The following is a 14,866-nucleotide window of genomic DNA, read 5'->3' on the forward strand; positions in this document are numbered from 1 at the left end:
CGATAATTATTTAAGCGATTATTGGCAAATCATTGCAAGAACTCAAGCGATACTTGGTTGTTTTAGCTGTAAATTGACTTAATTTATTTGACATTTCTGGATAGCATTTTATAAGGGGACCCTTATCCATACTATATTGAGGCTTATAATTTCTTTTTTAGCTAATAGGGTTCTATCTTTGGGAGAGGGCGCGGCCAGGTTCCTCGTTATTTGATCTGAGCAGTCCATAAAAAGCTAAGTGATTGCTGTGAATTGCCTGAAGAGATTCATAAACCATCGTCTATTTGTTAGATGCCATGGAGTCGACTGGCTAATTAGATCCAAGTCATAAAAAGCCGATCCACGGCAAGGTTAGCCCTAGGGCAACTTACCTGTTGCTGGTCTTTGTGATTTGGTTCGATATCTAGGGTTTTATTTCTAATTAACTAGTTGTGGCTGATGTTGTAATACCTATGATGACATGGCGACTCACAGGTATTCATTTAGTACTTAGGGCTTTCCTGGTGATGATCCAGATTAAGGATCAATCCTTCTACAACAGGCCAGCATCGCTTGTGCTCATTGAGTTATGGCAGGCTATGACCGATTCGACAACCTGGATGAGGCAGGTGGATCCCTAGGTGATTCGGGAATTTAAAAGGTATCACTGTGGTTATATGGTCTTTGGTTCGATTGAGTAGCTTTTGATGGAAATGAAAATTCTCGTTGAGATTTTTCGAGCTAAAGGACGCCCTGACACCAAGATTGCTGATCTGCTAACGCCTAGTGCAACCATTTGGGAATTGATAATGGTCGATGTATTCCTTAGTTAGTTTTGAGGTGTTGGGTATCTTTCAAATAGAGCTATGACGACGGCATCGGTGTTTCATTTGAGACCTCTTCTTGGATAATGCTTAGTTTAGGGTTGACCTATGGCGAAATAAGTGATTTTGGAATCTGGGAAATCCTATGAATGGATCTATTGAACGGCCAAAGATTTTAATAGAATAAAAGGTTTGTAGTTTTGCAAGCTCTAGCTGAATTATTGGATTCTATTTTGAGGTGACGTTAGCATTGGAAGTGCTTTTCGCGCCAACCGGTGGTCTCTCTTAGATTTTGTCTACTTCTTTGGATTGTTCTTTGGTTTTGGAGGGTCGAACGTGCTTAGCTGTGTGATTTGGTTAGTTTTTATGCATTCTAACTTAGAGGCTCGGCGAGTCAAAGGATTTGATTGAATTTTTTGTTGAATTTAATGAAGCTTTGCGTTGATATTCATTGTTGTTGCTTCGGTTGTTTCCTCAAGCGGATCTAAATTGGCACGAATGATGTGAGATGGTTGATGATAACTTCCCTTTGCATTTACTAAAGTAGATGCGAGATCATGCAGATTGGAGCATGCGTTCTAATTTGATGAATTCATTTGAGGGATCATGACTCTTGACAAAGACAGCCGTGATACTGATAGTTTTTTACTAAAACGGTGGATATCCATGGTGAAGGTTATCCTGTAAATAAAGTCTTCTTCCCGAGAAGTTGGCGGTGGCAAGACTTTAGTTTTTTCAATGTCGCATTGGCGAGCGCCGGGGTCTTTTAGTCTTTATGACATGGATCAACCAATACACGCCGCGCTCGGTCTAACAGACGAAGAACTCTCCATGATTATAGAGATTTTGAAGCGAGAGCCAAACTATCTTGAACTTGCGATGTACTCTGTTATGTGGTCAGAACACTGTTCGTATAAGTCTTCGAGAGTTCATCTGCGTCGCCTACCTTCCAAGGGTGATTTGGTGATTTTGGGTCCCGGAGAGAATGCTGGTGTGATCGACGCTGGTGATGGGATCGCTGTTGCGATTCGAATGGAGTCACACAACCATCCATCTGCTATAGAGCCATATCAAGGCGCTGCTACGGGCGTTGGCGGAATTTTGCGCGATATCTTCACGATGGGTGCGCGACCGATAGCACTTTTAGATGGACTGCGAATCGGCGATCAAAGTGATCCAAGAAATAGGTACATATACAATGGAGTCGTTGCAGGCATTTCGGGATATGGAAATGCCGTCGGTGTTCCAACTGTTGGCGGCGAGATCGTCTTTGATGAGACTTATAACGCTAACCCTCTGGTAAACGTCGCAGCGGTTGGTGTATTGATGCGCGACAAGCTGGTGCTTGCACGAGCTGATGGAATTGGAAATAGTGCCATTTTGCTAGGTGCTACCACTGGTAGGGATGGAATTGGTGGTGTATCGGTTCTCGCTTCAGCGGGTTTTGGTCAAGAGGTGGATTCGTCCAAGCGTCCAAGCGTCCAAGTAGGAGATCCCTACGAAGAGAAGCGTCTGATAGAAGCTTGTCTTGAGCTTTTGGACAAGAGGCTGGTTGTGGGAATCCAAGATCTAGGCGGGGCGGGGTTGTCGTGTGCAACTTCTGAGACTGCGGCCAAGGCTGGATTGGGAATGGACGTTCAAATTGGTGCCATTCCACGGCGTGAGCCAAATATGGAACCATTTGAAGTTATGACCTCAGAGTCTCAAGAGCGAATGTTGGCCATTGTGGAGGATGCCAACGTCGCTGAGGTGTTGGCGATTGCTGAGAAATGGGAGATATTGGCGGCCGTCATCGGTACCGTCACCCCGGCCGTAGTCCACGAGGATGGCTCAAGTGTGGGTATGTTGCGAATATTAGATGGTCAAGAGGTATTAGCCAACGTGCCAGCTGCGTCACTAGCTGATGAAGCCCCACTCTATCATCGCCCTCTAGCCAAGCCGGATAACTTTGATGAGAATAGCCAAATGGACGTCGACTCTTTAATTGGTGAGATAGACGTGATTGCGGAATTAACCAAGATGATAGGAGATCCATCGGCGGTTTATCGCCAATATGATCATCAGCTCTTCCTCAATACGATAGTTGGACCGGGTTCCAACGCCACTTTGCTTCAGCTGGCAAGTCCTGAAATAGGGGTTTCTAATAAAGCCATAGGGCTCTCGTGTGATGGTAACTCACGTTGGTGTGAATTGAATCCAAGAGTTGGATCAGAGCTAGTAGTTGCCGAGTCAGCGCTAAATGTAGCATTGGTTGGTGCTAAGCCCGTAGCCATGGTTGATTGCTTGAATTTTGGGAATCCGACTCATCCCAGCGTTATGTGGCAACTCTCGGAGTCGATTGATGGAATAGCCAGAGCAAGTTTAGAACTTGGTATTCCAGTGGTGGGCGGCAACGTCAGCCTATACAATGAGGCCTCGGGGCGAAATATTGAGCCAACTCCAGTATTGACAACCCTTGGTTTGGTGGAAAAAATTAGTGGAATTCCACCTACGACTTCCTATGGCGTAGATCGCTCGATCGTCTTGGTTGGAGATATATCATCGAAGTTGGCAGGCTCCAAGCTGGCATGGTCGAGCCGCTCCCTCAAGGGCGGCAACCTCGTCGAGGTGGATTACGATCGCCACCGATCCTTGATAGAAGCAGTTCTATGTTTGGCCAATGACTCATCTACATATGGCATAAGCGCTATGAACGATATCTCTGATGGTGGCTTGGCTTTGGCCCTTTTTGAGATGGCTCGCGCTAGTGGGTATGGATTTAGCCTTGGTAGTGACGATCGTGACTACAAGCTCACCCCAGGCCAACTATTTAGCGAAGCGCCATCTCGAATTGTGGTAGTCACTTCGAATCCTACTAGTGTCATCGATTTTTTTGACGAAGGGTCAATTCCGGCAGTAGTAATTGGAAGCACCAATTCCACGGCAACCCTTGACTTTGGGGCTCAGGCTTTAATGATGCTTCCTGCCTCAGGGTCTAAATCCCAATTGAATTGAGATAGGACCTTGGATAACCACTGGGTTATCCAAGATACCAGACACCTATTTTTCGTAGCTAGTGGTCTCTTTGTTTTATGGCCATAGCAGGATCTTTTAACTAAGAGTCGATAGCCGCTATAAAATAGGCTATCGACAAAATAGGCTATCGACAAAATAGGCTATCGACGATTTGGGTTGCTTTTTTGATCAAATATTGGATCAAATATTTGATCGCAAAGGAGATCTTTTATAGCGATGTCAGCGGCTGGTGCCATCTTATAAGGTGCGATCTAGCTATGTGGATCTAGCTATGTGGATCTAGCTATGTTGTGATCTGGATCGGTCGATGAGGAGCGATTTAGAGGGGCTATCGGTCTTTTGGGAGCCCGGGAATTCGATCCGCTAATAGGGCTCTTCTTCGAATTCAAAAGGTGACACTCAATTATTCAATATCTCCAAGAGAGTGTAAGGAGACTGAGACTTCCTCTTCTTTGTCTGGGTACTTTCGTGATTGGTCGCCACTTTTATCTGGCTCTGAATCTCCGTGGAAGATGACGATGTTTTTGTGCCGTTTGGCAAAGAAGGAAAAGACGAAGCCACCCCCTAGAAGAGCAAAGATCACATAGTCGATTGAAGAGCCGATTGCACTTGGCCCATATATTACGAATCCCACCATGAAGGCGAAGAAACTTAGACAGGCAAGGCACGATAAAAGTAATAGTAGCCGATGGCGGTGGGGTTGGTTTTCCTCCAGCGATTCACTTCTGTGAATTCGACCCAGGAATACACTCGCAGTTAGGGAGTCTAAGAAGAACTCTGCGACCAAAAAGAAGCCAGCCGCCGATAGGACTAGGCCAAAGAATGAGCTAAGTGAAGAGAAGAGAATTTGGAGCGCGGTGATTGCGAAAGATGCGCCCACGACAACTATTGTCGCAACGCTTGGAGCTTGATTTTTGTTTAGGGTCGAAAACGATGGTGGCACTAGCCCTTCTCGCCCCATTGCATAGAGAGCTCGAATCAATATAAACGAAGTCAACCAAAGGCCACCGGCAGTAGAGGCGAGAACGGGTAAGAGAATTAGCCATGGCGCTCCAGGAACCAATCTGTGACCCCAAACCGCCATGGGATTGGTGGCTCCGGCTAGGAGGTGAAGCGGTGTCTCTCCAAACATAAGCGGATAGATCAGGGCATAGAATCCAAGAGCCATTATCGCTCCGATGATGCCGCCTTTTCCAGGGTCTGCCTTGGGTGCGACGGATTCTTCAGAGGCGTAGCTGTCAATCTCCCAGCCGTCAAGAATCGTAGCTGCTATTACTGCTGTAACTATCATTCCGCCGATTGGAGGCGATCCAAAGTGAATAGGAACCGAGATGGAGTGCCACCTTGCAATGGCAATAGTGGCGATTACCGCGACTGAAATTAGCTCAATAGCCAGAAATACCTGGGTTAGTTTGGCGGTAGGTCTAGCGCCTCGCAGGAGCGGAACGAGGGCAAATGAAGACCAGAATAAGGACATTCCAAGTTCGGCGAGCGGTGATGGACTGTAGCTCGGAAAGAGAAGATTTAAGGTATAAGTCGCTGCTGGAATGATGATCGGAGGTATAGAGGTAAAGTAGGCGATTATCAAGATCCACGCTTGGTACCTAGAGGCTCTTATCCCTAAGACTCGAGCGGACCAATGGTAAGAGGCACCAGCATGGGGAAAATGACGATTTAGAAGTCTAAAGACAAAGGCTGCAACTATGAAAGGTATGGCTATCAATGCGACCGATGGCAACGTCCAAAGGCCAGCGTTTGCAGCCATGACGCCTCCAGTTGCTGCAATTGAAAAGAGTGGCCCAACGCTCGATACTGATAGTGCGATTAGATCGCGCATGTGGAGTGACTGGTTTAGACCTTGGGAAATGGGGGCGTCTTGGTTTTTGGGGCTGATTGAGCTCGCGGGTGCTCTTGTTTTGTCTTGAGGCAATGATCAAACTCCAAAAAAATTTGTGACTAAAATTTCTTGCGAACTATTCGCATTATAACCCCCACGGACGTATGACTATTCCATTGGATCTCGATCTCTTGGCTCGCTGTAAAAGGCGCCGAGGCGATTCCAAGTAATGGGTGCGGTGGTTATCTAGGTTCAAAGTGAAATCGAAACCGTCATTGATTTTTCGCCTTAGGTACCCTGCGCAGTTTTTGTGCATTGTTCGTACATTTTTTAATTGGTACATTGTTCAATTGAGGCTGAGAGTTCTTGGGGTTGCCACATTGAAGTTTCATCGCCCAATTGGCCACAATCTAGGGATCTGACCTTTGGATCTTAAATTATGGGATGATAATTATGGGATGATAATTATGGGATGATAATTATGGGATGATAATTATGGGATGATTTTTTGGTGGCCGAGTTGTCACTCGTGTGGTACCTTACGACGTGACTTCGGAAGCCTAAATACAAACTAAATACAAAAGAGTTGCACCATGAACACTTTTGGGTCGCTTCATCGATGGTCCCCAACAGGGAGCGACCCAAAAATTTTTTAGGTGAGATTGTCATTACCAAGTGATAGCTAATTGGTTAGCCCTCAATTGATCTTTTTTAGCATTTGATGATCAGTAGACCTTGGAAAGGTGATTTTCGGATCTCAGGCGAAGCTGCTCTAGTGCCCTATATGGAACTCTTAGATCTCCTTTTCCTACCCCTACTGAAAGGTCTGGTTTGTAAGTTCCATGAAAGTCACTGCCACCAGTGGCTACGATATCCAATTTTTCGGCGAGACCAACTAGGAATTCTCGCTGTTCTTGGTTGTAGCGGCCATAGTGTGCTTCGATACCTGCAAGGCCATCAGAGACCCATCCTTGGATAATGTCAGCTAGTCGGTCCCGATCTTCTTCTACGGTGAATGGGTGAGCCAAGACAGGCATTCCTCCGGATCGCAGGGAAAGGGCGATCATATCTTTGGGCGATAGAGTAATCTTTTCAACGTAGTATTTGTTGCCTTTGGCAAGATAGTGATCGAATGCCTCCTGGAGAGTCGATACAACGCCCTTTTTGACTAAGAGTGCTGCAAAGTGTGGCTTTCCTATGCCGACGCCTCCGCCCTCTGCCGAGAGTTCCTCAAAGGTTATATTGATTCCGTCCTTGTTCATTAGTTCTAGAATCTTGAGGTTTCGGTCTTCGCGCGCCATCTGCATCTCAATCAGGGTTTCTGCGATTGGCGAGGAGTGCGCATCAACGAAATAGACGAGCATATGCATCGTCCCTTCGTTGTAGTGGCAAGAGACTTCTACGCCTGAAATGAATTCAATACCAAGCTCTATTGCTCTCGCCTTAGCTTGGGTTAATCCGTCAAAGCGGTCGTGATCAGTGAGCGCTATTGCCCTCAATCCAGCCGCTGCCGCAAGCTCAACTACCTCAGTCGGGCTTGCGGATCCGTCTGAAACTCGTGAATGTGTGTGAAGGTCTATCATTAGAGGCCGCCTCGGGCAGTTATTCTTAAGGTGAAAAGTTCGCGCGCAATTTGTTTCAAGTTAGTAAATTTTAGGTGTGTGCCGGCGATGGCATCGTCGCAAATGAAGAAATTCTTTCAAATCACTCAATGGTGGGAGCCAAGTGGGAGTTTTGGCAAGGGCTGACCTGTGCAAGTTGTAGAGTCGATTTAACTAGTGGTCACATTTTTTGTGGCATTTTATCTGGGAGCCTAAGATGGACGCCAATTATAGCGTTGGAGTTGGCGATGAAATGGTCGAAGATCGTTTCGATCAACTAAAGCGAGGTGATTCGCCAGAAGAGGCCTGCGGGGTCTTTGGAATACGTGTTGAACCAATGACTCGATCGGTTTCGCACGCTACTTACGATGGTCTTTACGCCTTGCAACATAGAGGGCAAGAGTCCGCGGGCATGGCTGTTTCAGATGGAACTTCCATTACGGTTGTCAAGAACATGGGGTTGGTCTCAAATGTCTTTGATGATCGTACACTTTTGTCTTTGCCGGGTAATCTGGCCATAGGCCATACTCGATATTCAACTACCGGTTCCTCAACATGGGGGAACGCTCAGCCGGTCTTTAGGGCCGTGGGTGACTCAGGAATAGCACTTGGCCACAATGGCAACCTTACTAATACTCAAACCCTTAGCAAAGAGCTTGGATTTGATTCGATGGAACTCGGAAGTGATTCGGACCTTATCGCTCACTTTTTGGCCACCGAGATAGCCTCAAACCTAGGTGGTAAACCTGGATCCGTGACTGAGTCGATCAAGAGTCATCCCGAGGCGGTGCTAAGTGCTCTCGAGCATGTGCTACCAAAGCTCAAAGGTGCTTTTTCACTGGTGATTATGGACCATGATCGATTGATTGGGGTTCGTGATCCAAATGGCTTTAGGCCCCTTTGTCTAGGTCGCTTGGAGGCGGGATATGTTATTGCTTCCGAGACTCCAGCGCTAGATGTAGTTGGCGCCACCTTTATTCGAGAGGTGGAACCAGGTGAGATGGTCATCGTCGACGAACTCGGTGTCCGTTCATTTCGCCCCTTTCCTCCCGAGTCCATTGATCCCAAGTTGTGTATCTTCGAATTTGTATATTTTGCTCGACCAGATGCTCGGTTGTTGGGGCAAGAGGTCTACTCGACTCGAAGGCGCATGGGCGAGCTTTTGGCCAAGGCGCTACCGGTGGATGCAGATCTGGTTATGGGCGTGCCTGATTCGGGAGTTCCAGCAGCGGTCGGCTACTCCTCGGCTAGCCACATTCCCTATGGGCAAGGTTTAGTAAAGAATAGATATATCGGTAGAACCTTCATCTCTCCCGATCCAGCATCGAGAATCGATGGAGTTAGGCGAAAACTTAACGTTTTGCGTGATAACATTTCAGGTAAACGACTTGTGGTTGTAGATGACTCAATAGTTCGTGGAACAACGACAAAGGCGATGGTAAAGCTTTTGAAGGAGTCAGGAGCAACTGAAGTCCACTTGCGAATCTCTTCGCCTCCATATCGATGGTCTTGTTTTTATGGTATTGACACCCCATCTAGACCCGACCTCTTGGCCTCCTTTAAAAATATTGATGAGATTAAGGCATTTTTAGAGGTGGATTCAATTGCATATTTGGATCTCGAGGATCTCAAGGCCGCTATTGGCTCGCCTGAAGATGGTTTTTGTGATGCATGTCTTACAGGTTCGTATCCAATCGATGTTCCTGAAGCAATGTTGAACGCTCGACGTCCAAAGAAGATTGGCTGAAGGCAACTCTGAGACTTACTTACTCGGTCAAGCAATGACCGATGGATCTTGGCTAGCCCTTTTTATCGAGGTGAGTCCTGTTTATCCAGGTGAGAGCGATCACTTCTAATCGATGGTTTCTAATGAAATTTCACGAGGAAGTCGAATCCTTGCGATCTATTTGAACTATTGACCATCCCAAGGGCCAATGTGCACAAATCGACCTGACACTTTCAAATATTGTGAGCATAGAAAAGGTACTTTTATTGATGAGCGAGAAGTTGAGTTACGCCAGTGCTGGCGTCGACATAAATGAAGGCGAAGCGGCCGTTCGGTCTATTAAAAAGATTGTGGAGGCGACCTCGATAGATGGCGTCATGAGCAAGATCGGCGGCTTTGGTGGCCTCTTTGATTTGAGCGTCCTAGACATGGCGGAACCGGTGTTGGTCTCCTCTACCGACGGTGTCGGCACTAAGGCGTATCTCGCCGGGGCTCTTGGCTCCTATAAGACGATAGGCATCGACCTAGTTGCGATGTGTGTCGATGATATAGCGGTACTGGGGGCGCGGCCACTATTTTTGCTTGACTATCTTTCTGTTGGCAAGTTGGACTCCAATCTGGCCCTAGAGATTGTAGGTGGAATCGCCGAAGGGGCAAAGGCGGTGGGCGCTGCACTGATCGGTGGCGAGATGGCGGAGCACCCCGGTTCAATGACGGATGGTCATTTCGACCTTGGGGGCTTCGTGGTTGGAGTGGTAGAGAAATCTAAGATCTTAGGGAGCCATCTCGTGAGAGCGGGCGACTCCTTAGTTGCCATTGAATCCCCTAATCTTCGTTCCAATGGATTTTCGCTGGCGCGTCGTGCGCTCTTGGGGAACGCTGGCGACATAGACCATGGGGGCAATCGAGACCTGTTTCAGACTCTGGTGGATGCCAAACCATTTGACGATGGACGCACGCTTGGTCAGATCCTCATGGAACCTAGCGTTCTGTATAGTCCGATCCTTCAAGAGCTCTCCAAGACCATTGATATTCACGCTGGTGCACATATTACTGGGGGAGGAATCGAGGGAAATCTTTCTCGAGTGCTCAAAGACGGTGAACGTGCCATTGTCAAACGCGACTCTTGGGAGATACCACCTATCTTCTCGCTTATTCAACGTTCGGGTGCAATCGATGACGATGAGATGTTTCGGGTCTTTAATATGGGCGTAGGCATGGTGTTGGTCATCGATCACGATCAACGAAAAGAAGCTATTGCCACAATTGAATTATTGGGACATAGGGCTTATGAAATTGGCTCTATCGAATCGGCTGCGAAAGGCGTGGAACTAAGGTGACAAGGTATCAGCAACTATCTGCAATGTATCCTGAGAACTTACAAGAGGCCTTGAACCTAACAGATAGCGTTCGCAAGGATCTTTTGATGACCCATCTTGAGGAGTTTTCGATCCGTAAGGGTGATTTCATCCTAAAGTCTGGCCGAAAGAGCAAGTGGTTCATCGACTCTAAAGCTACAGCATGTCATCCCCAGGGGATCCTACTGGTTGCCGTCTCGATTATGAAGATTCTTCCTCCCGATATCGATGGCATTGGCGGTTTGACCATGGGAGCTGACCCAGTTTCGTATGCGACAGCCGCTATTGGCTGTGCTATGGGTCGGATGCTTGGTTCGTTTTCGGTAAGAAAAGAGGAGAAGGATCATGGCGGCAAGGGAAGGATCGCAGGAGTTTTAAATAGTGGGAATCATCTGGCAATCGCAGAAGATACGGTAACGAGGGGCACTTCTATCTTTGAGGCGATTGAGCAAGTGAGACGTTGTGATGGCGACGTTACCTTTGTGACAGCAATAGTGGATCGCGGAGGTACTGTAGCGCGAATGTGTAATGACCAAGGTATTGTCTATAAGCCACTTGTCACTGCACCCGAGCTTGGCTTTGAGTACGAGGGTGCATAGGGACCCCCAACATAGGCTCCTAATACGCAGACCCGGGGTAGTGGCGCATCAATAAAACCAACCCATAGCTTTGATGGAAGTGCCAACCTTGTAGATTCAAGGTAGGGAGCCTACCCGCTGAATTGCTGTTTCAGAGCGGGAGCGACACTTTTTGGATGGGTATGGCCTATCGTTATTGGATCATCAATCGCCAATCACCAATCACCAATAACCATTTTAGATGTAATGGTTATTGGTGATGTTCGTCTTTAGCTAGCTCCAACTGGTCAAAAGAAACCAATATCCGAGCTCGCCGGCGCTAGATCTACCTGACTCTGAAACACATCCAAAGACTAGATTTTTCAGAGGCTTGACGTTGGTCTCTCCGTCGTATCTAAGCGAATGAGAATGACTATGGGTACCTTTGTCTCGGAGAGCAAATGCCTTTGCGAAGGTACGAGTAATCGGCCTAATCCGTTCATCTACGGCAGGTGTGCCAATAATCTTTTCCCAGTTGATGCCAGGATTTGATTTTATCTGAGCCACTGAGCCGATCGGAAGCTCGTGTGCTATGAATAATCGGTCGAAATGAACGCCGGTTCGATCAATTCGACGCAGTTCTCTTAGTGGCGATGATGGCGCTGAAAAACGACCAGCTTTGATTTGTGGATGTCTATCGGCGTCAAATATGACCCAATCGGTTTTACCATGGGTTGAAATGCCAACGGGAGTGTGATGAATTTGTGCAGGACCCAGAGGTGTTAGAAGATCGCCACCTTGTTCTTTGGTCTTGTCTTCTAACTCCGTCCGTGGTTCTTTTGGATCTAATGTTTCTTGATTTGATAATCCCAAGATTGTAATTATTTTACTTTCGAGTATCTCCATTTGAATTTTCCATTCAACTTTTGCGAATCATCAATATGATAAAAGCAATGGTGCTTGCAATCAGGATTACAAACATTCCCATTATTGCGAGAGCTGTGAATGTCAGAATCGCAGAACTTATCAAAAGTGGCATCGATAAGATAAGACCAATCGCGACTACTATGCAAATTGCAATCGTAAGATAAATATTTGCCCTAGCGATACCGTTAGTTGCTATTGTCAGAATAGACAAAGCAAACAATAGAATAATTGCGCCATATCTTCCCCAATTAAGCAATCCTGCGAAGGTCAATATCTTGATGGAATCGCTGATAATGGTGTATGGAAGTAGGAGATTATGGTCAGCCTTTAGCTTTAGCAACCAGTGGTGAAGTGGAATTGTATCGATAATTACTGCAATTAATGAGATTGTCGTGACGATTACTGGACGACGCAGGAGGGTTATATCACCACTCGGCGTAACAATTGATTGGCGAAATTGCCTTACGTCCATTGGATTTGACTTAACTTGTCCATTACGATTTTGCTGCATTTTTTTAATCGACAAAATATGCAATCGACATTTGAGTTTGATTAAATTTGCAAATGTAATTTCCATTTACGCCTTCTTAAGTAATCATATCTCTATTATATATTTATGATTGCAACTATCCTTAGCAGATCTATCAATACTTGAATATTTCGACAAAGATTTTATTTTCGCCTAATGATCTGTGACATCACAGACACTCGTTTGCACCTTCTTGGAATATCTATGCGTTCTGATGCGACTTATGGGGTTTTAGGAGTGATGACTAAATGTCAAGGTGGCATTTTCACTACTGTCAAGGGGTTTTTGGTTAGATAGCTTTTGAATGATCTCCCATCTATATAGGGTGATCTTTGGACACAGCGATTGCACAAGGAACTAGCGGAGTTTTCTATGTCAGGGGGACTACGCCCTTGTGTGGTTGCATCGCCCCTTTGTCAAAAGGTTAGATTCGTGCGTTGAATGCGGTAATTTAGACAGCTGCCCCTGGTGAGTTGCTAGGTTGGCCGGCCTTTAGTCCCTGGAATGAGCGGTGGAACCCCACCACATTATCGCCTCTTGTGTAGCTCTCCCAAAGCAGATCATTATCTTTGTGGGCTTTTGGTCCTAAGTTGTGGATTTTCAGTTAACAGAGGTGCTATGTCGCGAAATGGTCTCCAAGGCCAGGAGTTGATCCGATTTGGTCGCGCTTTTGAGACGGTTTGATATCCTTTTTGAACTGCAGATCGTCCCGTTGCGTTTTTTAGCTTTTGGACGATCTGTAGCTTTTTGGGATTTCACCAAGTTGAGATCCCAAATCGGTTGAGATCCCAAATCGGTTGAGATCCCAAATCGGTTGAGATCCCAAATCGGTTGGGATCCTAAATCGAACACTCCTATTCAAAGGAGATAATAAAGGTCGGTCTATTTAGATAGCGATTCCAATAGGAATCGACTGACCCATTTTGAATCTCCACCGCCCCTAGAATTGCCAGGTTATAGAGTTACCTCATTATTTCGAGGTTAACCATGAACTCTAGGTGCTCTGTCATTGGAAAGAGATCAAAAGCTTTTATCTCTTTTATCTCGTACTGAGTTTTTAGGGTCGCCAAGTCGCGAGAGAGGGTGGCCGCGTCGCAACTTACGTAGATGATCTGTCTCGCCCTAGAGGTGGTGAGCTCTGCCAAAGCGGCGCCATTGATGCCTGATCTCGGTGGATCTAAGACGACAACACTATTTTCCATCAGTAGATTTGAAATCGTTCGTTTGGTGACAGTTGCCTCTTGGACCTCGATCTGACTTATGTCAGTCGAATTATAACGGGCATCTTGGGCAGCGTGACTTGATGATTCTACGCATGTCACTCTTCCACTTGCACCTACCGCCTTGGCCAAGGGAAGTGAGAACAGTCCAACACCACCGAAGAGGTCGATAGCGTGATCTCCTCTTTTGAGTTCTGCGGTCTGCATGACTTCTTTGACTAGCAGGCTAGGTGCCCCGACGTGTGATTGCCAAAACGAAAGAGGATTTATGCGATATTGGTATCCATCCACATTTGCAAAGGAGGTGTACTTGGAGTTGAGGGGACTCCCATCGAGGCGTGCCAGGTCGATACTGGTTCCTCGCTTGGAATGGTACCTTACTACTCCAAAGGGTTCTCCTTCTCCTATGGCTCGGAGTTCTACTTCTTCGGCTCCTTTCCAAGAGGTGCTAAAGGCCGGAATCAATCGGTCGCTAGCAAGGGGGCAATGATCTATCGCTATCAGTTCTCTAGATCTAGAAGTTCTAAGCCCAAGGCGTCCTTCGTCGTCTACGCCACATCTCAGTCGAGTACGCGAGCCTAGATCATCGATATCATTGGCAATGATTTTGATCTCGTGGTCAGTTCCTGCCAAGCGTTCGAGATGCGCTTTTGCGATATCTAACTTCCATTTGACTTGAGATGCCTTATTTGCATGCTGAAGGTCGCATCCTCCGCACATTCCGGGACGAGCGTATTGGCATTGGGGCTCGACTCGATCGGGTGATGGTTCGATAATCTCAATGGCGTCGCCGCGAGCCATCTTGGCATTGGTGGTCGTAATTGAGACGTCTACAACTTCACCTGGAAGACAATGTTTGACAAAGATGACTTTTCCGTCGGATAACCGTCCAACACCCCCACCCGTTGCGGGTCGTTCAATTTTAATTCGTTGCAATGGTTCATTCACTGTATCTAGAGCCTTTCTGAGGGCGCTCAAGTAATTTATTTGTCCGGGTGTCAATTACATTATTTATTCCAAGCGGATCGGGTGTCTAGCGCTATGATCCCAATGGTAGTGCTCGTAATCGCTGGATAGCTTACCTATCGATGCTATTACGATTTGAGAATCTCAAATGCCGTAATGACTTATTTGCCCTATATGCGTATTCGAATTTATACCTTTAACATCATTTAAAGATTGAAGGGCAGTTCGTGGACGTAATGTCATTATATTCGCCCTCTATGGCGGCAATGTTGCCTAGAGTGGTGATAAGGGTGATAAGATAGTTTAGGTTAGTCACTGAGCGATTCT

At 46.6% G+C, this 14,866-nt stretch carries 9 protein-coding genes; 4 read left to right on the plus strand and 5 right to left on the minus strand.

Features of this window, described 5'->3' with window-relative positions; genetic code table 11:
* Nucleotides 1–1,583: 1,583 nt before the first annotated feature.
* Nucleotides 1,584–3,797, plus strand: a complete 2,214-nt coding sequence (gene purL / locus AXFE_RS05765; protein ID WP_052604951.1) for a phosphoribosylformylglycinamidine synthase subunit PurL — start codon at nt 1,584–1,586, stop codon at nt 3,795–3,797.
* Between the two features lie 424 nt (nt 3,798–4,221).
* On the opposite strand, the gene AXFE_RS05770 is transcribed toward purL, so the two are convergent.
* On the minus strand, nt 4,222–5,655 hold the full coding sequence (locus tag AXFE_RS05770; protein WP_152625897.1) for an APC family permease: 1,434 nt from the start codon (nt 5,653–5,655) through the stop codon (nt 4,222–4,224).
* A 725-nt stretch (nt 5,656–6,380) separates the two neighbouring features.
* The gene (locus AXFE_RS05775; protein WP_052604953.1) at nt 6,381–7,238 is read right to left on the minus strand and encodes a PHP domain-containing protein; all 858 of its coding nucleotides are present in this window, start codon (nt 7,236–7,238) and stop codon (nt 6,381–6,383) included.
* A gap of 235 nt (nt 7,239–7,473) precedes the next feature.
* Between AXFE_RS05775 and purF the strand changes: the two genes are divergently transcribed.
* The 3 genes from purF to AXFE_RS05790 all read left to right on the plus strand — a co-directional run bounded on the left by purF (nt 7,474) and on the right by AXFE_RS05790 (nt 10,939).
* Nucleotides 7,474–9,003 carry an amidophosphoribosyltransferase gene (gene purF, locus AXFE_RS05780; protein ID WP_235347642.1) on the plus strand — a complete coding sequence of 510 codons (1,530 nt, stop codon included), beginning with the start codon at nt 7,474–7,476 and terminating at the stop codon, nt 9,001–9,003.
* 248 nt (nt 9,004–9,251) lie between these two features.
* Nucleotides 9,252–10,322 carry a phosphoribosylformylglycinamidine cyclo-ligase gene (purM, locus tag AXFE_RS05785; RefSeq protein ID WP_052604954.1) on the plus strand — a complete coding sequence of 357 codons (1,071 nt, stop codon included), beginning with the start codon at nt 9,252–9,254 and terminating at the stop codon, nt 10,320–10,322.
* Nucleotides 10,319–10,939 carry an orotate phosphoribosyltransferase gene (locus AXFE_RS05790; protein ID WP_152625898.1) on the plus strand — a complete coding sequence of 207 codons (621 nt, stop codon included), beginning with the start codon at nt 10,319–10,321 and terminating at the stop codon, nt 10,937–10,939. The genes purM and AXFE_RS05790 overlap by 4 nt, the downstream gene beginning before the upstream one ends.
* A gap of 252 nt (nt 10,940–11,191) precedes the next feature.
* On the opposite strand, the gene AXFE_RS05795 is transcribed toward AXFE_RS05790, so the two are convergent.
* From AXFE_RS05795 to AXFE_RS05810, 3 genes are all read right to left on the minus strand, one after another.
* A complete protein-coding gene (locus AXFE_RS05795) occupies nt 11,192–11,803 on the minus strand; it encodes a hypothetical protein (RefSeq protein ID WP_052604956.1) in 612 nt (203 codons plus the stop codon).
* 13 nt (nt 11,804–11,816) lie between these two features.
* Nucleotides 11,817–12,401, minus strand: coding sequence for a hypothetical protein (locus tag AXFE_RS05800; protein ID WP_052604957.1), 585 nt, complete (start codon nt 12,399–12,401; stop codon nt 11,817–11,819).
* A gap of 914 nt (nt 12,402–13,315) precedes the next feature.
* Nucleotides 13,316–14,521 carry a class I SAM-dependent RNA methyltransferase gene (locus AXFE_RS05810; RefSeq protein ID WP_052604959.1) on the minus strand — a complete coding sequence of 402 codons (1,206 nt, stop codon included), beginning with the start codon at nt 14,519–14,521 and terminating at the stop codon, nt 13,316–13,318.
* Nucleotides 14,522–14,866: the final 345 nt, after the last annotated feature.

This window comes from Acidithrix ferrooxidans (genome assembly GCF_000949295.1).
Taxonomy (GTDB): domain Bacteria; phylum Actinomycetota; class Acidimicrobiia; order Acidimicrobiales; family Acidimicrobiaceae; genus Acidithrix; species Acidithrix ferrooxidans.